Source organism: Ignavibacteria bacterium, from assembly GCA_013177855.1.
Lineage (GTDB): Bacteria > Bacteroidota > Ignavibacteria > Ch128b > Ch128b > Ch128b.
This window is the reverse complement of sequence record JABLYA010000001.1, coordinates 162,358-187,520: the sequence shown is the minus strand read 5'-3', so window position 1 is coordinate 187,520 and position 25,163 is coordinate 162,358. Positions and strand designations below refer to the sequence as shown.

The window sequence follows — 25,163 nt, the reverse complement described above, 5'->3', positions numbered from 1 at the left end:
CAAATGACAGCCTTTTCTTTTGTCATTATCATAATCTTATTTGATCAAGAGAGCTTTAATTGTCTTTGTATATTTTGGAGTTTCAAGTCTAATCAGATACATACCACTTGCAAGGTTAGAAGCATTGAAGTCTACTGCATAATAACCAGCTTCTTGATCAGCATTCACAAGCTCTTTTACTTTTTGACCAACAGCATTGTAAACAACAAGTTTCACTCTCACCGGTTCTGCAATAGCATAACGAATTGTTGTAGACGGATTGAATGGGTTAGGATAGTTCTGCATCAATTCGAATGCTGTTGGAATGGTTGCACCTTCAATGATAATTGAATTTATGCTCGGATCAGAAATTGTAATCGGTTGACCATTTTTCAAAACAACATTCAACAATGTTCCATTGATACCGTCTTTCACTCTGTAGTAACCTTTTTCAGCATTCGTTATTGTAAGAGTTACTGGATATTTCACACCTTGCAATTCAATTTGATGTGGATAGTTATCAAGTTCAACATATCTATCAGTCTTAAATCTTACATCAAAAATTGAAGAAGGTGGAAGTGGCGGTAATGAGTATTTAGCCTCATCAAATTTATCAGCAAGATACAATTCTTGTGAAATTCCTTGGGCATCTGTGATAACAATCCTTCTCCACACCGATTCAATATTTTCAACATACAATTCTTCATCACCACCTTTGGCAAGAGCTGATTTCTTTAATATGAGACTACCTGAAGCATTTGTTTTGATCCAGTAGCCTTCACCTTTCTTGAGTGTATTAGTTGGATAATATCTATTCATAAATCCGAAGAAATTCGAAGCAAGAATTCCAGCTGGATCAGTATAGACATTCGTAGTAGGTATATCAACGCTGAGAGTTCCGATTAAATTCCATCCATTGACAACTGGAATTACAAGTGAGTCTCGTTTTGGACCAATTACAGTTATTGAACTATCAGCTGCAAATTTCAGCCAGTATCCTTTACCTACTTCTAAGGTATCTTTAACGACATATTCTTGACCATCGAACCAGAACGCATTGGATGTTGCCATTGGGAATAGGCCACCTTTTGTCATATCAGCTGCTTCAAGAGGAACAGAAACAATGTTCCAGTATTTTCTGAAAGCTACATTTACTGTATCGGGGACTGCACCTGGTTTAATTCCTTCGAATTCATCTGCACCAATATCAGGTGTTGATGGATTTCTTGGTTGACCATCAATATCAGCACCGACACCAACCGGAACTCCACCAGATTCGAGATTAGTAATAGAACCTGGAACAATGTGGAAATCTAAACCACCAACGAATGGTGGAGCTTCAACAAATGAATTTCCATCCTGTCCAGTTGAATCTTGCCAGACTTGAAGTGATGCAATGTTACCATTATAATATGCAAAGTTTGCATTAGTACCCGGTATATAGAAAGCATTATTATTTGATGTTACAGTTCCACCTGAATGATAAATTCCATAAGCAACACTTGCATTAATTAAATTGACAATTATATTGTTTTTGATTTCAACTGATGCAGTCCCGCCGTAACGGATTGCTGTCATTCTACCGGAAGCGAGCTTACCAATGTCATTCAATACAATGGTATTATGATAAACTTTAGCTAATGGGATGTTATCCTGGAACGATATTACATCAACGCTTGCAGGGACACCAGTACCAGTATGAGTATAATCACCACCAAGGAAATTATTTGCGATTATCATCTGTGTTCCTGGTTGGCCGGTTAAAGTTCCAATTCCATAAATTCCATTTGTAGACGCCGAAGCCATTCTTAGAGTTTGAATCTTATTATTGAGAATTTCAATAATTCCATTATAGTTATTAAATAAAATTCCCCATCTAACATTTCCACTTGGTGGAGGAATGGTACCTTTAATCTCATTATTCATAATCTCAACGAAGCCACCGCCATAGAAGAAGTAAACTGTTCTCATATGTCCATATAACTCATTATTGCTTATGTAAATATTATCTGCATATGCGTTACCGGTACTATAACCCGTGACCGAAACTGCATAGGCTGGTTGATAAATATCATCTCCTATTTTACAATTATCTACGCTAAAAAATGAAGCAACACCACTTGCTTGACCATTTATATAAATACCTCTTGTGGTTGTAAGTGCAGGATTCATGGTTAAATATTTAATAACGGTATTTTTAATCGTTACATAATCTGTATTTCCAAATAGCTGAATTGCAATTCGACCGTTTAAGCTGTCGTTCATTGCAATTGTTAAATCTCTTGTGGTTCCATTTTCAGTATTCGAACCATCAATAGTTACATAGCTGGCATTATTTAATGTAAGTCCGGTATATTGATTTGCGCCTGATGCCGTTGCACAACCAGAAATAGTAATGGTTGGTGTTTTGCCAGGTGCAGGTTTAATAGTCAGACTTGTGCTTTGAGTTAAGTCAGAACGATTTAGAACCAGATTAGCACCAACTTCAGATAAATCAGCATCGATTAAGAAACGAACATTACCAGAAGCACCCAAAGTATCTAAGGCTTTGAATGCATCTACTAAAGTCGGGAACCCTTTCAGATGTGAACCTTGTGGAATGTAGTAATCACCTGAAAGTGGACCAGTTGCTGGATTAACAGTTAGTACTCCTGAAACATAGTTAGTTCCATCCCAGAAACCACCACCACCTGAACTATAACCACCATATTTATATTCTCCCTGCAGATATTTATATCTAAATGCATAATAATAAGTACCAGGAGCTAAACCTTGTCCAATATATGCCATAAACTCATCATTATTTCCAGCTTGAACATTGAAATACGCCGGGATCCAATTTGTCCATGTTGCAGGATTTGTATTTTGATTACTTATACCAACCCAGGCTTGCAGACCAGGTGTTGCACCACTATCTTGGGTAACGCCATCAATCCAGACTTGACCAAATACCCAGGTAGAATCACCTATAGTAATTGTAGCGTTTGGAGGCCATTGCAAGTTGCACCAACCAATATCTGGTAGAGCCTCAATTGCCAGACTATCTAAGAACATGTTATTACCATAAGCTGAAATAGCTCTCAAAATAATATACTTACCGTTTCCAGCTCCATTTTCTGGTATCATAAATGAGTACTGATACCAGCCATCAGAAGTTACCTGTGGATACAATGAACGAGAACGATTAATTGAGTCGATTAGAACTGCGTTTGTTAAATTTGGCTGGTCGTTAAAGTAAATCAAGATTCGATCAGCATTCGAAGAATAGCCATTATCTCTATACATCCAGAATTTGAGTCTAAAATTAGCATGCGGGAAATTAATTGGGGGTGATATTAAAGCTGCTGAATTTCCAGATGAAATATTATAACTATTATATCTGACCATTGCACTGCCCGATTTCGGTGTGACTGTTGGATTTGTTCCTGAAGTCACCCGATCAAATAAACCACTTCCAAAAACCTGAACATTCAACCAACCACCGGGAGGAAATGTTGTAGCTTCCCAATCCTGAACATATGGGAAAGATGTGATAGTAAAATCTACACCTGTTCCTGTTAATGGTACATCCGTTGGTGAACCAGCGGCATTATGTGTAATTGTTAAATTAGCATTCTTCGTAGATACTGATGTAGGTGCAAAAGCAACTTGAACTGTAATCGATTGACCCTGATTTAAGGAAACAGGGTATGTATTATTATCAGTTAAAACAAATTGTGATGCATCGACTCCAGTTAAGGAAACAGAATTGATAATTAAAGTACCAGCACCCGAATTAAGCAGAGTAAATGTTTGTGGTGCTGATGTTGTGTTTATTTGTACCTCGCCAAAATCCTTGTTTGAAGGATTAACAGTAAGTTGTGGTTGTGTAACTAATTGATTAATTGCAAAATTATCAATGAAAACATCATTGTCTTTGTTTGATACGGTTGAAGAACCATAGAAAGCAATTTTAACTTGTCCTGTATACCCTTGTAAGCTGATTATTTCGTGCATTCCATTTGGTGGGATAAAATTCTGATATGTATAAACTCTTAAAATATTACTTGTTGACCAGGTCACACCATTATCAGTTGAAATGACAACTGCTAATGTGTCGTCAACACCTAAAGTATCCTGTGTCGTTGCCCCAAATTTAGTTAAAGCTAAGTCATATTCCAGTTGATAAGAAGTGGTTCCTGAGCCAAGATCAATTGTAGGTGAAACCAACCATCTTTGAATTGTTGTACCATAGATGTTTAATTTCGCTGAACGATTTACTGGTGTTGTAACATTACCAAAGTCATCAGGAGTCCAGCCTGAGGTTGTGGTAGTTAAAACTGGTGAATTATTCAAAAATCCTGAATATCTCATCCAGTTTGCGGGAGGCCAGAAAGATGCAAATGTTTCGAGTGATGGCGGTGTTAGTATTCCAGTTAATCCTGATGGATTTACTGTATAAGCACCTATTCCATTATTTGTTGATAAAACATAAACTGTGAATGTTCCATCACCATTGTTTCTAAAAGCAACATCGCCAGTACCGTTTGTATTTGAATTATCCCCAAGGAATGAAGTATATCCAACATTTAAAACTTGATTATATCCTCCAGTTACATCCAGAATGAAAGCTCTTTCGAAGAAAGCACTGGTTGAAGTTGCCGAAGTAGCTGGTCCATAAAGATATTGTATAACATATTCTTTAGAACCTGTAGAAAAGTAGGCAACTGAGTTACTGTTAGAAGGGACAATATTTAGATCAACCGCACCAACCAAAGCACCAGTATTATCTAATTGTCTTAAATTTTGACCATTTCCATTTGTCCAAAAACCACTGGCTGATGGATAAACTTTTGGTAATGTTCCTAAACTTGTAAATCCACTAACAGTAATTACACTTGGTGTAAAAGTATTTCCACCATCAGTTGTGGTAAATTTGACAATATTTGCTCCACCTGATTGAGCAGCATAAATAGTTAACGAATTATCTGAAGCTGAACCAACGACTGTAAATAAATCCCCCAAACGGTATGCAGCACCAGTGTAATTAATGACTTGAACAGGGGTCGAACTTTCATTATCCCATCTATAAACTTTAAATGCTGTAGATGTTGCACTGGTAGTCAAATTGCAACCAAAAATAATTCCATCATTGGAGACTTCAATATCATTTAAGGCGAATGTACCACCAGAAATTCCAGAGACATTTAATGTCCCCACTGAATCGCCTGTTAATGCATTTAAAACAATTACAGTCACTGGACTATTTTTAACAACATATAATCTATGATTACCTCCCACATAACCATAAGCAAAACCTCTTTCACTGTTCCCTGTAGGATTAATGTAACCTGGCAGATTTCCACTTGCTTTGGATTTTTCCCAAAGAGTTGTGACCTGGGCATTAACCATTGCCGTTGCCAGGATTAGTAAAAGGAATGTTGTTAGAAAATTGGTGAGTTTAAAATTGAAAATTTTTTTCATAACGAGCTCTCCTTTGTTTTTTTGTGACTCCTAATTCTATTTGTTTTGTTATAACTTAGAAGTCTAATCTTAACGATGCCCTGATAAACTCAAATTCTCTCTCACCGAATCGAATTTTTTTCTATTGTTATTTAAGATTTTTCTCTGAAAGAATCAAGCTAAGGAGAAAATCAATTAAGCTCTAAAATTATTATTTCCATCCGTGACTGCTTGCTCTTTTTCTTTCCGGTCTAAATATTCTTTGATTTTTTTTCTTACTTCCATTTCGACCTCTTCGTGAGAAGTGCCCCTAACTAATATATTTAATTGAGGACAAAATGCAGCATATTTGTTTTCTCCATCCTTACGGACTAAGATATCGTAATTTGTTTTTTCCATATATTAGCCTTTCAATTTTTATTTTTGGATGACTCCTTTATTAATTTATAAAAATTATCTTTGAATTTCATAACCAATTCTGGTAGACAATATGAAAAAGGAAAATCTGAAAAGTACAATTTATCTTTTCTTCGTTCTTTCAGGTATGACGGGATTAATTTTTCAAATTACCTGGTTCAAATATCTTTCTCTCTTTCTCGGAAATACTACTTATGCACAAGTGATCGTACTCTCAACTTTTTTGGGTGGACTTGCAATTGGTAATTATCTTTTTGGTAAAAAATCAGAGAAGCTTATTAATCATTTAATTATTTATGGTCTAATAGAGCTTTTAATAGGTATTTATTGTCTCTTCTTCCCATTGCTTTCGAACTTTTACGAAAAAATATTTCTATTTTTAGTTGATGAAACAACATTAGATAATTCACCAGCCTTTTATATTTCGATCAAATTTGTGATTTCAATTTTATCTCTACTTATTCCAACTATTCTGATGGGTGGAACACTTCCGATCCTGACAAAATACTTTACCGAAAAAATTGAAAATATCAGAAAAGAAAATGCAAGTCTTTATTTCTTAAATTCTTTCGGTGCAGTTGTTGGTGTTTTCTTTGCCGGTTTTGTTCTTATCAAAATTTTCGGTCTTGATGTAACAATTCGAATTGGTGGTTTTATTAATATCTTAATTGGTTCAATCAGTATTTTCTTAGCTTCAATCAATAAAGAAAATAAGAATTTAAATTCAGATTTAGCTTCTGAAAAAAATGGGAACAATAATTTACCTATTTCAACTCAAATTGAAGAGAATTTACAGCTGTCAAAAACTTTAATACTAATTATCACCTTAATTGCTGGCTCAAGTGGATTTGCATCATTGATGTATGAAGTATTATGGACAAGAGTCTTAATTACCATTTTTGGATCGTCAACTTACTCTTTCTCAATAATGTTACTCGCTTTCATAAGCGGAATAACTATTGGAAGTTTTATTGTCTCTTCAAACTTCATTTCTAAATACGATAGAATTAATCTTGTAATCATCTCTCAAATAATGATTGCATTAACTATATTATTGTCACTCTACCTGTTGCCGTATTTGCCTTACCAATTCTGGAAAATCACTTCCCTCTTTAATCGTTCTGAAACAACATTCCCAATTTTCTTAAGCATAGAATTTTTTATTTGTTTTCTCCTGATGTTTATCCCGACAATTTTTATGGGAATGACTCTTCCTTTAATTGTTGAAATTGTTGGTAAACATCTGAAGCTTGTTGGCTATTCGGTAGGAAAAGTATTTTCTATCAATACATTTGGAAATGTTTTAGGCTCATTTTCGGCAGGTCTAATTTTCATCCCGCTGATTGGAATTAAAAATTCTTTCTTGCTTGGAATCGCTATTAATCTTCTTTCCTCATTGTTACTGATTATCACAAACAAATTCAGATTCACTTTAAGAAAAATTTTACCTTCAGCTGCGGTAATCTCGGCAATTATAATTGGAATGATCATCTTACCTGACTGGAATCAGAATTTAATGTTGACAAGCGTTTTCAGAAGACTTGATACACCTCCGCCACCATCATACAGAGATTTCAAAAAGATTTTTGAAACCAGAGAAATTATCTATTATAAAGATGGATTGAGTGGTAATGTTGCTGTCGTTCAAACGAAGGATTCAATTCCTCAAAGAATCTTATTGATTAATAGTAAGCCAGATGCTAGTACCTTCACAGATATGCCGACTCAACTTTTGCTCGGGCATATACCAATGCTATTACACAAAAATCCGAAGAATGTTTTTGTTATTGGATTTGGAAGTGGTTCAACCGTTAATGCAATTCTTAAACATAATCCAGATGAAGTGATTTGCTCAGAAATATCAAAAGAAGTTATAGAAGCTTCAAAAAACTTTTCAGATGTAAATGAGAATTGTCTTAATGATAAAAGATTAAAAATCATTAACGAAGACGCTCAATCTTATTTGAAACTCATAAACAAAAAATTTGATGTAATTGTATCTGAACCATCAAATCCCTGGATTGCTGGAATTGGAAATTTATTCTCCAAGGAATATTTCGAAAGATGTAAATCAAAACTCAATCAAGATGGAATTATGTGCCAGTGGTTTCATATTTACGAAATGGATGATGATGTGTTAAGTCTTGTTCTTTCAACCTTCAATTCTGTATTCCCTTACGTTCAAATCTGGGGCGGAACATACGGTGATTTGATTTTGATCGGATCTGAAAACAAAATCAAACCAGACTTTTCAGAAATTTTAAGAAGAATGGAAAAATCTGAAATAAAAAATAATCTTAACCCAATTGGAATTGATAATACATTAACCTTCTTAAGCACCCAGATACTTTCTCCTGAAGGTACTTTCATCTTAACCAATGATAATCATATTAATTATGAACGAAAACCAATTTTAGAATTTCTTGCTCCGGTTGCTTTCTTTAAAGGAAGCACATCTATTGTTGTTTATCAAAACGATGAAAAGTTTGATACATTAACATCAGAGCTGCTCGTAAAAAAATTTACCTCTCAAAATAAAATAACTGAAAAAGATATTATTAATGCAATTCAATATCATTATAATAAATCTTTGAACTACAGATTGGCTTATGGTTTAGCTAATTATCTTTTAAGCAGAGGTAATTCTAATTCTGATATTGCCGAACTTAAATTTCAAGCAGAGGAAAAATTGAGGATTATAAAATACAACACTAACGATCTATTACAATTATCATCAAAAAATAATTCTTCATCTAAACTTTCAAATATGCTTGCTAATCAGCTTCTTACTGAAAAACTAAATTCGAGTAATTTTTTGATGATAAGCGATTTAACTGAAATCGAAAAGATGTTTTTGGTAAATCACAAAAGTGATAAGCTGTCTGATGTAAAATTTTATAGTAGTCTTGCATCGGTTTTCTTAAAAAATAGTAATCCGCAAAAAGCGATTGATTATTGTTTTAAAGTCGAAAACATTTTGAAAAATAATCCAGAATTAATCAATCAAGTAGATTTATCAGAATTCTTTTACACATTTGCTACTAGCGCTCTTTATTTAGATAATTATGAAAAAGTTATAGAGTATTTTTTGCAATTGATAAATTACAATCAAAACTATCCAATGAAAAAATATCTCAGCAAAAGAATTGAATGGAAAGTAAAAGAAGATAAAAGACAGGCAGCAAAATCTAAGACCGACTGAGGTTATATAAATAAGTACAAATTGAAACCGAAAAGAGCACTATTCCAAAAATTATTAAACAAGAGTTAAGTGAAACTGACTTATAAAGATAAGTAGTAACATTACCAATTATAACCCATTGTAAGAAATATACAATTGTTACGTTTCTCCCTATCCATGCAAGATAACCAGTAATTAAACCATCATTAAATTTATCATAAATCACTTTCAAAATTTTAATCCACCCAAAGATGATGAACAATGAATAAATGAAAAATTCTAATCTCATCGAGTAATAAACATTGAGATCATATGAATTCTTTATGCCGTAATCAAGTGATGCAAAAAATATTATCAAGTATAGTAACCAGAAAAGATTGGAAAATTTTTTATTTAAGATTTTTTCGAGCAAATCCGTTCTACTCAAATAAACTCCAAATAAAGGGAAGGAAATCCAGCTGATTAAAGGGAAGTAGGACCAATCGGAAACACGGATAAAGAAAGATAGGAAATATTTCAAATAAATGGATTCGATATTTATCTCTAAAAAGAAATAATTAAGCAAATGAACAATCAAAACTATAATTAATATTTGATAATCTTTTAAAATGAGGCGTTTAATAAACGCAATAGCAATAAAACTTAATCCAGCTAAAAATAAAATATCAACGCCCAAAATATAAGAGTAAATATCCACATCGATTTGATTATTCAGATATTTATAAATCAGAGAAAAATTTAGAAGGATGTTTAATATTAAACCCAGAAGAAAAAGATTAATCCCCCGCTTAATTTCATTTACTAAACTCGATTTTGATTTTGCCTGATAATAACCCATTAACAGCATAAAAATAGGAGCCGCTGGAATTCCACCAAGAAAATAGGACCATTTCTCAAAAATATAATAAGTTGGATCTTGGATTAATAAATTTTCTATAATATGAATCTGTATCATAAAAAGAACTGCTAAACCACGTAAAAAGTCGGGAAAGATCTCTCTCTTTGTATCAAAAAATAAATGATGAATTTTATCTAGCATAATTTTTATAAGTAACGAACAAATTTATTTTGTTCATCGACTAAAATGTTTTTTGCTTCAATGGGTTTATCAGAAAGTTCAAAACCCATAATGATAATTTCTTCACCCTTTTTAATCACATGAGCAGCTGCGCCATTCATACAGATCATTCCCGAGCCTCTTTCACCGGGAATTACATAAGTTTCTAATCTTTCTCCGCTTGTGTTGCTTACCACTAAAACCTTCTCGCCGGGAAGTAATCCTGCTTTCTCAATTAGTTCTTCGTCTATGGTGATGCTTCCAATGTAATCAACATTTGCTTCTGTTACTCTTGCTTTATGAATTTTTGATCTTAGAAACCAACGCATCTTCTGACTTTCCTTTTTGACAAATTTATGAATAATTCAATGGATTAATTATCAAAAATCTTAAAACAAATTTGAAATTAATTCTAAATCAAACCTTGATAAAAATTCTTTTCTTATAAAGTATAAGCATTATCAAATACCAGAAAATCACATAACAAATTGCAAATGCAAGTGAAGCGTTTATAGTTTGGGAAAAAAGAGGTGCAAAATAATTATTGAATATATAAGCTTTTAATGGAATTGCTTCACCAGTATCAGTTGTAACTTTTATAATGTTCATTGTTTTTGCAACAAGCGATGACAAAAAGAACGAAGCAATTGCATTCATCCCAAAAACTAAAAATGGTTGGGTCCACCATCGAATATTTTTAATCTCAATTACATAATAACAAAATGCAAGAAATGTAAGAGCCATTCCACCCATAAAAAGAACATAGGAACTCGTCCAGATATATTTATTGATCGGAAACCACATATCCCAGATAACTCCAAGAACAATTAATACATAACCTGAGACAAACATTCCTGAAGTCGTTTCAAATTTATCTTTTGATTTCTGTAGCCACATACCTGTAAAAATTCCAATCATAGTTGTCACAACTGCCGGAAATGTTGAGAGAATTCCTTCTGGATCCCAATTAGGTCTCCACATATGGCCTTTTAGCAATGCATTATCAATATAAGCAGCAAGATTACCTTCGGGAGAGAGATTACCAGCACCATAACCTGGAACTGGAATTAAAGTCATCGCAAGCCAGTAGAAAATTAAAATAGCAATAGAAATTATAACTTGTAACCTAAATCCTGTGTAAAGGTAAATTATGCCTGCAATTAAATAGACAATTGCAATTCTCTGCAATACTCCAGGAATTCTAACAGTAGAAAAGTTAAAGTATGGAAAAAGATGAAGAAATAAACCGAGTACGAAAATTATTGCAGATCTTTTTAAAACATGAAGGAAAAGCTTATTCTTATCATCGCCTCTTTCTAATCTTTTTCTAAAAGATAAAGTCATTGCAACACCAACTATGAAAAGAAAAAATGGAAAAATAAAATCAGTTGGTGTCCATCCATGCCACTCTGCATGTTTTAATGCAGGATAAATTGAAGACCAAGTTCCTGGGTTATTAACTAATATCATTCCTGCGATAGTGAGACCACGAAAAACATCAAGTGAGATTAAGCGATTGGATTGAGATGGTTGGGTCATTTAATGGGCTCCTTTGCCTAAATGAATGGATTTTGTGCGGCAATTTTTATGTCTTCTCTAAATTGAATTGTGGGCGCTAAAGGACTCGAACCTTTGACCTCCGCCTTGTAAGGGCGGCGCTCTGGACCAACTGAGCTAAGCGCCCGTCAAAACAAAATTTCAAAATTCCGATGCAAATTTAATAAGATTAATCTCTCTTAACAAAATTTTGAACGAATGTTTTGATTTATAGATTTTACAAATAAGTCATGGCTATGCTACTTGAACTCTGGGGTTTTTAAATTCTACAAATAGTTGTCGCTACGCGACTTCAATTTTTATCCGTTCAACTTTCCATTTACAAATAGTTCGTTGCTAAGCAACTTCACATTTTTATAATTAATTATTTTGTGCTTCGAACAGGTTTTCGCTATGCGATTTCATTTAAAGTGTCTGTAGGTAATTTTTAGTTTTTTTTAACTCGAAAAAGATTCGTTAGAAGCAATCTATTTGTAGAAAAGACAAGAAATAAAAAATATCAAAGCTCCACAGAGGCGATCTATTAAAAATTTTTACCTAAATATAAAATATAAGAATAGTCCCTCCTCTTACATAAATTAATTCACCTCTGATATGAACAAGTTCACCTTTGATCTTAACAAGTTCAACTTTGACCTGAATTAGTTCACCTTTGAAGTATATTAGTTCATCTTTAAGGTAAACAAGTTCACCTTTAACCTAAATTAGTTCATCTCTGACCTGAATTAGTTCATCTTTGACCTGAATTAGTTCAATTCATAGGTGAATTAGTTCAACTTTAACTTGAATTAGTTCAACTTTGAGGTGGGAGGGGGTACCTATATAGGTGGGTACCCCCACCTGTATAGGTGTGGGGTATCATAAATTCAATAAATAAATATGTCAGAATGTCGACTAATTGTCAATCTGACAATACTTAATTGTATATTTGGATTGATACTCTATGGTTTTAGTATTCCCAGTTCAAAGATTTTATGAATTTTTATGTTTTTATGATAATGTTATCCCTGCAGGATTTTTGTTTTTTTTGAGAGATTGTTTTTTCTATAATAATATAATCCATTCTGGATTTAATTTTCAATTAGCGCAAATTAAATCAATGTTTTGTGTCGGATGTTTTTCAACAACTCCGAAGGAGTTGAATATGATTAACCCCGAGTTGCACTCAAGGAATATTATCAAAAGAAATTTTCAACCCTGAAGGGGTTGAATGTGAGAATTTATTTTTTGATGAATGATATAATGGAATATTTTTAATCGTTTAAAACAATTTCTTTTATAATTGAACCCCTTTGGGGTTCTTTGTTTTGCGGTTCTCATTTACCCCCAATGCGATTGGGGGCTATTCACATTAAACCCCTGCGGGGTTTTTATTTTTTAATTTATTATTCACATCCATTGGTGAGTTCATTGGTTATTCGTTTCAGACATTTTTAGGATTGTTAAAAATTTACCCTTACCCCAATGTAATTGTATATTAATCACATTGAGCCATTACAGGTTTCTTTTTTTCTTTTTCTTTTTTCAAATGGAATTCATTGTTATTCAATTAATACTTCTTCAAGTTTATTTTGCATTACCATTTAAAACAAAAAAGCCCACTGAAAATCAGAGGGCTTTTTCGTTGTTCATCAAATCACTTTACTTCATCAAAATCATCTTCTTAGTCTGAACAAAATTGCCAGCAACTAATCGATAAATATAGGTTCCACTTGTCAAATTACCAGCATTAAATTCATAATCATAATATCCTGCCGGCAATTCTTTATTTTCAAGTATTGTCGCTACTTCCTGACCAAGAATATTATAAACTTTTAAGGTAACTTTTGTCATTTCTGGCAGGGTGAATTTAATCCTTGTCGATAAGTTAAAAGGATTAGGATAATTTTGATAAAGTTGGAAAGTTATCTTTTCAATTTTTTCTTCTACATTGGTAAAAAAAGGAATTTTTTGAATAAATGAATGACTTGGTGGTACGTTCACCGCAACAAAAATATATGAATTATCATTAATCATTGTATATCCAGCCCCCGCGATTTTAATCCTGTTATTTACTTCTTCGAGATTTTCATTAAGAGTTAAAATATAACTAAAATTAGTCACAACAGGATCATCTACTAAAACGTAATATAAATTATTAATCTTTAATACAGCTCTAACAAATCCTATCATAATTTTTTCTTTCTTTTTCAATATGGAAAAAGTAGAATCAATTAGATATAAATTTACATAAACAGCATCATTTCCAAGTATTGAAGAAGCTACAAATATTTTTCCATTTTCATAATAGCCTCTTAATCTAAAATCTTTGTTGCTAAATTTAAAAATTTTTAAAGAATCATTAAGATTATTTATCACAATAATTCTTGAATTTATTTTACCATCGTCGTATATTACTATTTTTTCAATGTCAGAAGCAGGATCTAGGGTAGTTATATCTACATTTATATCAGGGCTTTTTAAAAGAGTTAATTCGGGATAACTATATATTTTCAAGGCGGTATTATAGGTGATTAAAATTGGTTTATTCAAGTATTTAAACAACATAATTGGAAATGGCATTCGGTTATTTTTGATAACGGTACCATCTTTATGTAAATGCAATATAAAATTTTCTTGTGTGTTTGTATTAAGTATATAAGGGACTATTAAAGTATCACCCAATAATAGAGGTTTAGTTGCTACAACAACAACTGTATCAGGGAAAAGATAACTTTTTTTAAAAATCGTTTGTTGACTTGTATCGTTTATTTGAGTTCTAACAACTTGAAGAGAGTTGTCGTAATTTTTTCCTACAACAAAAATTTTTTCATTATCAAGTATTAAGTCGTTAATTAGGAGATTGTCAAAATTTTGACTTATTAAGATATTACTAAACAAAAAAAAGAATGCAAATAATTTAGTTTTCATACTGCCTCCCATTAAAATTCTTATTGCAACTTTAATATTTTCATCAATAAATTTCAAATGATGATAATAATAATTAAAAATTGATTTTTAAATCCTTAATCATAGACAAAACTCTAAATTTGTGGAAGTTTCATTAAACCATTAAGATTTATTTGTGAAGGATATTAAAGAGAATTAATAGTTATAAAAAAATAATTATAAATTCTTCTTGACAAAAACTGATGCGGGAATTATTCAAGTTTAGTTGAAGTTGAAGAGTTTCCTTCATTGCTACGCTACCATATGTTTGTTTGAACTAACATAATCAATTAAAGCAAGCTCTAATAATTTGAGCCTTTGATAATTATGTATACGTTTCATCCTCTTTTCTATATCCAATAAATTTATTGCTATCCAGTTGGCTATCATTTGCGAACTCTTCCAGAACTTTATTCTTCTTAACCTACTTGCAAGTTGTGAATTTGTACTCTCAATTATGTTTGTCGTACCTAAACTCCTTCCAAGCTCGTCCCTTACTCCAAGCTTGTGTATCGTCAATGTCTCCTCTAAACCCTCAAGTAATGAATTTGATGCAGTCCTATTTATCATCTGAAGCTCTTTGTGGATTTCTAATAATCTGGATTTTGCAATCACATATTCAGGTTCAAGATAAGCTCTCTGAAGTTTATTCCTATACTTTTCTTTTAATTCCTCTGTCAGGTAACTTACTACATTCTCTCTTTTATGCCATTGACATCGTTGTATTGCAGCATATTTCCCAAATACTTCTCCTATCGCTTTGATTATCCCTTTTGAACCATCTGTTACAAATAATATCCCTCTCTCATACTTTAATCCTCGGTTTATTAAATCCTTAAGCAATCCTTTGATTGCTTCTGTATTCTCTGTATTTGTCTGTATAAAACCTAATATTATCTTATATCCTGTATTTGTTAATCCTATTGCATATACTATCTGATCTTTCTTTAAATACTTCCCATCTATGATTATTGCCAATATATCGTAGTTATTTAACTTCCGACCCTCAAACTCTTTTAAGTATTTCTCTGCTTCCTCTGTAAATATCCTGCTTACACTACTCTGGCTTAATCCAAAACTATTAGCTAATTCCTGTGCAGTTTCCTTATATCTCTTTTGACTTATTCCTGCCAATAATTTCTTCATTATCCTCTCACTTATATGAATATTCTTTTTTACTCTGTTATATATCTCCGGCGTTTCTACTTTACCACTCTGCTTATCCTTTATTCGCGGAACTTTTACTCTTACTTTCTCCCCGTTTACTGATATACTACCAGGATTACTACTCCATCTATAGTATTGACCATCATGTTTGTATTTCTTACCAGCTTTCTCTTCGATCTCTTTTTTCAAAGCTTCAAAAAATGGAAAAAACATAAACTCTAATAAAAGTTGATCTCTATTCTTGTAAAATTTTTCAAGCATTTCTTCTATATTTGAAATAGTTAAATATTGTTTTTCATCTTTCATTGGAGTTTCCTTTCATCTTTGTTTCCTTTTATTTCAATTTAATCAATGAAAGGAAACTCTTCTCTCTTAAAGTTCAACTAATTTTGAATATAGCTCACTGATGCTGGTAATCTTAATGATAAAATTGAATTAAAAGAATTTAATGAAGGAAATAATAATGAATAGCTTTATGCAGTTGTTGAAAATTTATTTAAAAATTAAAACAAAAATTTGAAAATCTTCTAATTATTAAATCTGTAAAGCAATAATACATTTAAAACAAAAAAGCCCTCTGAAAATCAGAGGGCTTTTTCGTTGTTCATCAAATCACTTTACTTCATCAAAATCATCTTCTTAGTCTGAACAAAATTGCCAGCAACTATTCGATAAATATAGGTTCCACTTGTCAAATTACCAGCATTAAATTCATAATCATAATATCCTGCCGGCAACTCCTTGTTCTCAAGTATTGTCGCTACTTCCTGACCAAGAACATTGTAAACTTTCAATGTAACTCTTGTCATCTCTGGAAGTGTGAATTTAATCCTTGTCGATGGGTTGAATGGATTTGGATAGTTCTGTGATAATGAATATGTCGTCGGCTTTGTTACTGACTGATCATTAACTCCTGTAATGTTTGTCAAATATGAATCCCCCATCCTTCCAAATGTATCAACCGTTGTCGCTCCTGTCATAAATCTCGTCATATTCAAAATGTGATTCTGGGCAAAGCCAGCTTCATTATCATTTCCTCCACCATTATTTACAGCATCTCCCCAGTTGATTGAATATTTGTACTCAACTCTCAATACTGTGTACTGCGGGAATGTAATATCTCTTGAGAATATCTTATCGCCTGCTACCAAATCTCCATTTGTCCCATCATCATACAATCTTATAACTACAGTCGAATCACCATTGGGCCATCCACCCTGTGGCCATTGCAATGGCAATGCACTTCCTGCTATGTGTACTGTATTAACTACTGGGAATGGCTGTCCATTGATTATCGATATCGCTCCATTGGTATTAACTGTAAACTTATCGTTGCAGGCTGATTTAATACAGTCGCCAAGCTTGCATCGTTAAATGAACCACTGTAAAACACCGCTCCTGCATTGATATCATCCTGTGTAAATGTATATACTCTGTTTGGTCGGCTTTCCCAGTTATTCGGTGTATACCAGAACTTAAATTCAATGCTCTCACCTACTCCTGCATTAATTGTCCAGGTTCCTTCATACAAATCTGGATTTAATGGATTTGGTGTAAGTATCCATGCCTTCGATGTCCAGCCATTGAATGTTCCATTTACGGAAACTGTGTCTGTGGCTGGATTAAATCTTCCGCTTAATCGCTCTAATTCCATATTGCAGGAGAAGGTAAACTGAATTGGAAATTGTGGAACATACACACTGTCATTATTGAAGTAGCCGCCATCATAAACATTTGTTCCTGCCTGAACTGTGTAAGTTCTGTTTGGAATTTGATCTTCCCAGAAATCCTGTCCACCTCTTACAATGACAAACTTGAATTCAAGATTATCACCAACATTGAATGTCTTTGTAATTGAGTAGACTGAGTCACCATCTGGATCGCTTAATTGATCAGCATTTCCACCCCATCCGTTGAAACTGCCGCGAATTACAACCAAATCACTCGATGGAGTGAATTTACCTTTCAGAATTGCTACACGCATGTTGATATTGAATGTAACCTGAGCTTGAGATGATTGAAAATCTGTTGAATAATATCTTGGTTGTAACTGATATCCGCCAAAATAAACTGTAGAACCTGATGAATATTGTGTAGCAACACCGATCACATTTACTGGATAAGTTGGTTCAGGTTGACCGTCAATATCTGTATCTCTATCAATTCTCATCGTGACAGAGTCAGCATCTTGATACATGGTCATATTTGCATCTTGATTTGCTGCTGGCCAATTCACTGAATATGGTGACTTGGTAAGGTTGAGCATTTTGATGAGTTTGCCTTCGTATTGCTCACCATTAGAATTCAACTGAGCAGCTGTTACAACTTCAGGTTCGGGTAACCATGCATTCTTCTTAATAACTCTTAAATCAGGTAAATTGACAGTTAAAGGAACAAGTTCAGTTAATCCTCTAAATTGATCAAGTTTTCCTGTAACGATAACTGAATCACCTAAATCTAAATTTACAACAACTGCGGCTTTATAAAGATTTATACCACCTGTTTGGTCTTGAATGTAATAAGATGTTCCAGGTGTAGTTGCACTTAAAATATAATTTGGAGTTGTAACTACACCAGTAACAGTTACAGTATCACCTGAGACTTTCAAATCTGGAATTCCATCATTGTTTGCATCGACTCTTGCTTGAGCAATTGTATAATACATTACCCTATCAAGAATAACTAATGGTATTCTACCACCAATTCCATTTGAATAAACAACTTCTTTCTTTCCATCTTTGTCAACATCAGCGATATTAATGATGTCGTATCTCAAACCTATTTGTGTTGGATCAATTTGACTATCAATTATTGAAGTTTCATAATTAGCTGGATTATCAATTGCACCGCCTTTATATTTCAATCTTAAGATGGCTCCATCGGGAATTGCATCGCGAGTTCCAAATACAAAATCTAGATAACCATCATTATCCAAATCACCGAAATCACCACCGTAAAGTCTACCATTTGCACCAATAAGTGGAGTAAAATCAGCAATCATTGTAGTAGAAAATGTAGTATCTGAAGTTTTTTGCAAAAGAAATGCTTTTGCCTGTCCAACCGACCAACCGGCGACTACTACTTCTTTTGTTCCATTATTATCTAAATCAACTACACAGGCAGATTTCCAGGAACCACCAGGAACAACATTAGCCTGACCAGTTTTTGCAAGCCATTGACCACCCTGATAAAGTACTGGTGTAACTGTACCATTTTGATGAATTAAATAAATATTTCCATCAAGAATAAATAAATCATAAAGTGTTGATGAGTTAATATTTTGTCCTAAACCGTGACCTTCCCACACCCATGTTTCTGTTCCACCACCCAGGTCTGGAACATCACTAACAGAAATTACACCAAATCTTTCACCCGCAACACGGCTAGCAAAAATAACTTCTTGCTTACCATCATTATCAATATCTTGCACATACCACCTGAAAGGTCTCAAGTTGTAATTGTCAGCAACACCCATATTCCATTTTGCATTTGGAAGATAATTTCCAGAACCATCTGGAACACCAAGAACATCACTGCCATCGCCTTTTACTTCAAATACGACAATTCTTGGTGGATTTGGATTCTGGGTTGCATCTGTGAAATTAACAGGTCCCCAAATTACTTCTTTTTTTCCATCACCATCCAGATCACCGATAGCAAGTGTGGGCCAGGTATTTTGAAGTGGAATATTCAATTGGGCACGCCATACTGTATCCCATTTAGTTCCATCAAATTCGAATTTATAAATTCTTGGAACTAATTCGCCGGGACCTGAATTATCCCAGTTATTATTAACAGCGTAAATCTCTACTTTTTGATCACCATCAAGATCTACTCCTGAAACAGCATTACCAAATCCTGCTACTTCTATTGCTGGAACAGCAATGGTTGTTTGACGAACAAATTTTTCTTGCTGCGCAAAAAGTAAATTAACCGCAATTACAAGAAAAATCGATAAGAAAAGTGTTGTTATTTTACGCATAGAGCTCTCCTTTATTTTGTTTTTATTATTTGATTAAAGTCATTTTCTTTGTGATCTTATTAGACCCATTAATCAATGAATAGAAATAAGTGCCTGAAGAAAGTTTAGATGCATCAAAGGTAAATTTGTAAGTGCCTGCATCGAATTCAGAATTTGAAATTAATTCTGCAACAACTTCTCCAATAGCATTATAAACGACTAAAGAGACCTTTGATCTTTCAACCAGTGAAAATTCAATAGTAGTTTGTGGATTGAATGGATTTGGATAATTCTGTTTTAGGTCAAAGTTCTCTGGAATAACATCTGTTTTTTCGACATTCAAAATTGTGATTGGAATTGTTGGTAAATCGAATGTATGAATCCATTTATCAACTGTCCAACCATAATAAGAAACTGTATAAACATTAAATTCATTATCACAATCGACACCATAAAGAGAAGTATAACCTGATACATTTCCTTGTTTACCATCAGCACCACGATTATTATAAGCACCTGTTATGTAGAAATTCCAGGCTGCAGCATCTATGGTATCAATTACTTCACCCGTATTTGGATTAACGAAATAAACTCTTCCATAAGGATATGAGCTGCTTCCTCCTAATAATGAATCAACAGCTACAAGCAAAATATTTTTCTCAGGCATAAATTTAAGATTAAGTGGACCAGGTCTTTTACCAGCAGCATTTGGAATGGTATCGGTAATTGTAAAATTAAATCCGTTGTAAAGTGTATATCCTTGAGTTGGACTTCCAACATAACAATAAACTTTTCTTTGTGAGTAATTGGAGACATAAATCAACTTGCCATCTGGTGAAACCGCAACACCACGGATGTAGCCCAATTCTGGAACCGTAATAATTTGAAGCGGTTGAGAATAGTGCAATCCACTCCAGCCTGGATCATCTTGAATCGAATTATAAATTAAAACTCTGCCATATTCATTTGTTTCATTTCCTTCTTTAGTTACATATACTCTTCCAGCTGCATCTACATCAATTCCAAAAATTGGTTTGTTGTCTAATGTTGCCATTCTAAAATCAGTTGAATAAACCGAATCCTGCCCAAGCGAGAAAACCAAAATATTTCTTTCAACTGTATCATTATTAGCAACATAAATCAAAGTGTCGCCCCATTTTCCAGCAATATCCCATGGACGCAACATTTCTACAACATCAAATCCACTAATCCATTGCATTCGAAAACCACCAACACCTGTTGTTCCATAACCATATGTTCCTAAACGTCCATTGGAAGAATCGGCATTTCTATATCCTACCAGATATGCTGTATTGTTTGAAGGTCTGTTTATAACAGCGACAAAAGTATTAGGTGCAAAAACTGCAACACTGGCTGTATTATAACCCGTCGCATTAGCATCTGGATGGTCCCAGGTTGCGTAAGCACAATACCAGGATGAATCCCAGACTACCTGTGCTTTCAAGTTAAAACTAATTAATAGAAGAATTGAATAAAGTAGTAAAAATTTTTTCATAGTGCCCCTCTCTTATTACTTTGATTTGTATGTAATGAATTCTTATTCATTCTTAATTTTAAATTACATAATTCTCACAAAAAATCAATCTAATTTTATTTTTACTTTCTAAAGTTGATTTTGCTATTATTTGATTGTTTTATTATTGAGTTTCATCATCTCGCTAATTAACTTAGTTCTGATAATGAGTCTTTTGCCAAAAAAATTTTTTGCAAATAAAATTTTAGAGATTGCTTTACCCGCATTAGCTGGACTTTCTAGTCATATACTTATCTCGCTTGTCGATACAGCGATGGTAGGGCGACTTGAAAATGCAAAAGAAAATCTTGCTGCTATGGGGTTAGGTGTTCTTGCAACCTGGGCAATTGTAAGCTTTTTTTCAAGTTTCAGTACAGGAACACACATTCTGGTCGCAAAAAAAGAAGGTGAACATGATTATTCAACCTGTAAAAGAATATTAAATAATTCATTAATTCTTGGATTTTTCACAGGGCTGGTTTTTGGATCATTAATTTTTTTGATAGCTCCTCATTTTTCTTATTTAATTGCTAAAGATCCAGTTGTAGAAAAATTAACAAGCGATTACATAGGCTTTAGATTTTTGGGATTACCGTTCTTTTTAATGATTGTTGCTTTTCGTGGATTCTTTTTTGGAATTGGACATACTAAAATTTTCATGATATCCGGAATTATTCTGAATGTTGTTAACATCTTTTTTAATTGGGTCCTGATTTTTGGAAATCTTGGTGCACCTAAGCTTGGATTGAAAGGTGCTGCTTTAGCTTCCTCAATCTCAACGGTTGTCGATTTTTTCTTCTATCTTTTTGTAACAACTTTGAATTACTATCGAAAAAGGTATCGAACAAAAAAATTCTTTGAGCTCGATAAAGAAATTGTGAAATCAATAATTAAATTATCTTTACCAGTGTCTTTCCAAAATATTTTTATTTTAGTTGGATTTTTAGTTTTCATTGCTTTGATTGGATTTTATGGTACACTACAACAAGCAGCAACGCAAGCAGTTATTTCAATGGTTTTTTTGTCGTTGCTTCCTTGCTTTGCATTTGGTATTGCAGCACAAACTCTGGTTGGGAATAGTCTTGGAATAAATAAATTTAAATTAGCGGAGATTTACGGGAAAGAATCGATTAAATTACTGACAATTTTTACTTATTCACTTGCATTAATTTATATATTTATACCTGAAACTGTTTTGCTTATCATTACAAATGACAGATTAATAATTCAAACAGCTTCACCTATTTTGAAAATTGCAGGCATTTCACAAATATTTTATGGAATTGCAATTGTCCTTGCCTATGTTTTGCAAGCTGCCAATCAATCATTTTTTGTGATGAAAGCCGAAGTCTTAACTAATTGGTTTATCTTTCTCCCTCTTGCTTACTTATCTGCTGTAGTTTTTAAACTCAATTTTATCATTACATGGTTAAGCTTACCAATATATATCTTTATTTACACTTTGATCCTGTATTATAAATTTCGAAACGGAAGCTGGAAGACCAGGTTAATTTATGAGACTACTTACAAGTAGAATAAAAAATTTATTTTTCGTCAGCAGGTATTCTTATACCATATTAATCGTATTATTTATCCTTTACATTCTTTTAAGATCATTTTTCTTATTCAAAGAAAATTTCTTGATTTCATTTCTCAGTGACTTAATTTTAATTCCATTGGTCTATTCTCTTGTAAAGTATCTTTTAAAGTTTCAGGAGAAAAAAAATTTTTCTCAGATACAAATCTTATTTGGTTTTATAATTTTTGAAATCCTTTTTATTCTCATCTCAGAAACATCTCTTTACATTTTAAGCCCAATCCTGAAAGACCTCAAAAATATTATCATAAAACCAACAATATTCATCGGGTTAATTTCAGGAGCTTACACAATTCTGTATCTTATTTTTGTTTCTATAATTCTCGCCATTATAACAATTCTTTTTTTCACCAAACGAAGAAAAAATATTGATAGAAATTACAGGATAACGATCATCTTTTTCATTCTATCAGCACTCAGCAGTAATCTTGAAAAGTATTATAACTTAGATTTTATAAAATACACTCTGATTACATTAACTGTAATCTTTTTTATCTGGATGTCCTACCAGAATAAATGGGTAATCTATCTCAATAAGCAAGATAAACTAAAAGTCATTGGTCTTTGTATTGCCCTGCTTTTTATTGTAATCTTTTCTCTTATCATATCTGAAAAAGATAATCAAATTAATGATCTGATTGTAATTTTTTCTAATGCAACAGTAACCGCATACAATATGATTTTTGCAATGGCGTTAGTTTATTCAATAATACTTCTTATACTTACAATCTTTCAGCTACCTGCAACTGAAGTCTTGGAAAAGAAAACATCTGAAATCGAATCACTCCAAAATTTATCGCAAATGATTTCAAAAGTTCTGGATATCGATGAATTAATTGCTTTTATTATTCAAACCATAGAAAAAATCACAGGGTCAAGGGATGTTTATATTTGTTTAATGGACTCAAAGAATGATTGTAATTTTTATACAGCCGATCAAAATAGTAAAGACCTAATAGATATTTTGAAAAATAAAGTTTTTTCATTGATCCAGAGCCAGGTCACAAAGAGGAGTCTTGAGATTGATGTGACTGATTTCTTTACTGAATTTAATCCCAAGATTGATAAACTTATAAGCATTCCTCTGGTTTATAATCAAGATACGCTGGGTTACATTTTAATTGGTAAAGATAAAAACTCAATTTTAGATGAAGATGACTTGAACACGCTAAAAAGCATTGGCGAGTATTCAGTTGTGGCAATTCAAAATTACAGACTTCTTCAAAAATCAATTGAGAAAGAAAGACTCGAACGAGAACTCGAAGTTGCTCGAGAAGTTCAAAAAAAGTTAATACCAGAAAAAACGCCATTAATTGAATCTCTGGATGTCTCATTTGCTTTTATTCCTGCATTCGAAGTCGGTGGTGATTACATTGATTATTTTAAGCTTGACGAAGATAATTTTGGGTTTATCGTTGCAGATGTAAGTGGTAAAGGAATTTCTGCTGCTTTTTATATGGCAGAAGTTAAAGGGATTTTTGAATCACTTTCGAAAATCTTAATCAACCCGAAAGACATTTTAATTCAAGCCAATAAAATTTTAAGTAAAAGTCTGGACAAAAAAAGTTTTGTAAGCGCAGTTTACGCTACAATTAATTCAAAATCTGGTTTAGTAAAGATTGCGAGAGCTGGACATTGCCCAATTTTGTTTTTAAACAATTCAAAATTAATTGAGTTAAAACCTTCAGGAATTGCAATCGGACTTGATGTTGGAAACTTATATGAAAATTATCTTGAAGAAATTTCTTTTCAGCTTCAAAAAAATGATCTTTTACTTTTTTATACTGACGGAGTGACTGAGGCACGAAATAATCGATTAGAAGAGTTTGGAACTGAACAATTAAACCTAATTGTTAGTCAATCAGTTAACGAAACAAGTTATATGGTCATTCAAAAAATCATTGAAAAATTAACAATATTCTCAAAAGATTATCCGCAACACGACGATATAACCTTATTAGCAATAAAATATCTTGGAGATAAAAATGAACGAATTTGATTTAATTCACCGAAGTTTTGAAGATGTCAACATTATTGAACTCAAGGGTTATTTAGATGCACATACAGCTCCAAAACTTGAAGAAGCAATCTCAAATCTTGTAAATAACAATCGCTATAAAATAATCGTAAACTTTTCTAATCTCGATTACATAAGCAGTGCGGGACTCGGTGTTTTTATGGCGTACATTGAAACAATTAGAAGTAAAGGTGGAGACATAAAATTTTCTTCTATGAATGAAAAAATTTACAACATATTCGACTTGATTGGATTTACTAAGATTTATGAATTTCATAAAACAGATGAAGAAGCTATTCAAAAATTTGCTTTAAGTGAGAAATAAA

General features: G+C 32.8%; 14 protein-coding genes and 1 tRNA gene. 4 read left to right on the top strand and 11 right to left on the bottom strand.

Going from position 1 to position 25,163, the window contains the following annotated elements; genetic code table 11:
* Positions 1 to 36 precede the first annotated feature (36 nt).
* Positions 37 to 5,442 carry a choice-of-anchor D domain-containing protein gene (locus HPY57_00800; GenBank protein ID NPV10317.1) on the bottom strand — a complete coding sequence of 1,802 codons (5,406 nt, stop codon included), beginning with the start codon at positions 5,440 to 5,442 and terminating at the stop codon, positions 37 to 39.
* Positions 5,443 to 5,616: 174 nt separating this feature from the next.
* Complete coding sequence (locus tag HPY57_00795) at positions 5,617 to 5,820, bottom strand: hypothetical protein (protein NPV10316.1); 204 nt, start codon at positions 5,818 to 5,820, stop codon at positions 5,617 to 5,619.
* A gap of 91 nt (positions 5,821 to 5,911) precedes the next feature.
* On the opposite strand from HPY57_00795, the gene HPY57_00790 reads away from it, so the two are divergent.
* Positions 5,912 to 9,040 carry a fused MFS/spermidine synthase gene (locus HPY57_00790; GenBank protein ID NPV10315.1) on the top strand — a complete coding sequence of 1,043 codons (3,129 nt, stop codon included), beginning with the start codon at positions 5,912 to 5,914 and terminating at the stop codon, positions 9,038 to 9,040.
* Here the strand turns inward: HPY57_00790 and HPY57_00785 are convergent.
* The 9 genes from HPY57_00785 to HPY57_00745 form a co-directional block, all read right to left on the bottom strand.
* Positions 9,027 to 9,974 carry a hypothetical protein gene (locus HPY57_00785; GenBank protein NPV10314.1) on the bottom strand — a complete coding sequence of 316 codons (948 nt, stop codon included), beginning with the start codon at positions 9,972 to 9,974 and terminating at the stop codon, positions 9,027 to 9,029. The two genes, HPY57_00790 and HPY57_00785, sit on opposite strands and share 14 nt — an antisense overlap.
* 89 nt (positions 9,975 to 10,063) lie before the next feature.
* Positions 10,064 to 10,405, bottom strand: coding sequence for an aspartate 1-decarboxylase (locus tag HPY57_00780; protein NPV10313.1), 342 nt, complete (start codon positions 10,403 to 10,405; stop codon positions 10,064 to 10,066).
* A gap of 88 nt (positions 10,406 to 10,493) precedes the next feature.
* Positions 10,494 to 11,615 (bottom strand): DUF5009 domain-containing protein, encoded by a 1,122-nt coding sequence (locus HPY57_00775; protein NPV10312.1) that lies wholly within the window; start codon positions 11,613 to 11,615, stop codon positions 10,494 to 10,496.
* Between the two features lie 70 nt (positions 11,616 to 11,685).
* Positions 11,686 to 11,760, bottom strand: a tRNA-Val gene (locus HPY57_00770).
* Positions 11,761 to 13,274: 1,514 nt separating this feature from the next.
* The gene (locus HPY57_00765; protein ID NPV10311.1) at positions 13,275 to 13,805 is read right to left on the bottom strand and encodes a T9SS type A sorting domain-containing protein; all 531 of its coding nucleotides are present in this window, start codon (positions 13,803 to 13,805) and stop codon (positions 13,275 to 13,277) included.
* Between the two features lie 1,008 nt (positions 13,806 to 14,813).
* Complete coding sequence (locus HPY57_00760; protein ID NPV10310.1) at positions 14,814 to 16,034, bottom strand: hypothetical protein; 1,221 nt, start codon at positions 16,032 to 16,034, stop codon at positions 14,814 to 14,816.
* Between the two features lie 311 nt (positions 16,035 to 16,345).
* On the bottom strand, positions 16,346 to 16,966 hold the full coding sequence (locus HPY57_00755; GenBank protein ID NPV10309.1) for a T9SS type A sorting domain-containing protein: 621 nt from the start codon (positions 16,964 to 16,966) through the stop codon (positions 16,346 to 16,348).
* A gap of 53 nt (positions 16,967 to 17,019) precedes the next feature.
* The gene (locus HPY57_00750; protein ID NPV10308.1) at positions 17,020 to 19,710 is read right to left on the bottom strand and encodes a hypothetical protein; all 2,691 of its coding nucleotides are present in this window, start codon (positions 19,708 to 19,710) and stop codon (positions 17,020 to 17,022) included.
* Positions 19,711 to 19,735: 25 nt separating this feature from the next.
* Entirely contained in the window at positions 19,736 to 21,205 is a 1,470-nt protein-coding gene (locus HPY57_00745; GenBank protein NPV10307.1) for a T9SS type A sorting domain-containing protein, read from the bottom strand.
* A gap of 181 nt (positions 21,206 to 21,386) precedes the next feature.
* Between HPY57_00745 and HPY57_00740 the strand changes: the two genes are divergently transcribed.
* The 3 genes from HPY57_00740 to HPY57_00730 are packed head-to-tail and all read left to right on the top strand — an operon-like array spanning position 21,387 to position 25,162.
* Positions 21,387 to 22,757 carry an MATE family efflux transporter gene (locus HPY57_00740; GenBank protein ID NPV10306.1) on the top strand — a complete coding sequence of 457 codons (1,371 nt, stop codon included), beginning with the start codon at positions 21,387 to 21,389 and terminating at the stop codon, positions 22,755 to 22,757.
* Positions 22,738 to 24,819, top strand: coding sequence for a SpoIIE family protein phosphatase (locus tag HPY57_00735; GenBank protein ID NPV10305.1), 2,082 nt, complete (start codon positions 22,738 to 22,740; stop codon positions 24,817 to 24,819). The genes HPY57_00740 and HPY57_00735 overlap by 20 nt, the downstream gene beginning before the upstream one ends.
* Complete coding sequence (locus HPY57_00730) at positions 24,806 to 25,162, top strand: STAS domain-containing protein (GenBank protein ID NPV10304.1); 357 nt, start codon at positions 24,806 to 24,808, stop codon at positions 25,160 to 25,162. Before HPY57_00735 ends, HPY57_00730 begins: the two co-directional genes overlap by 14 nt.
* Position 25,163: the final 1 nt, after the last annotated feature.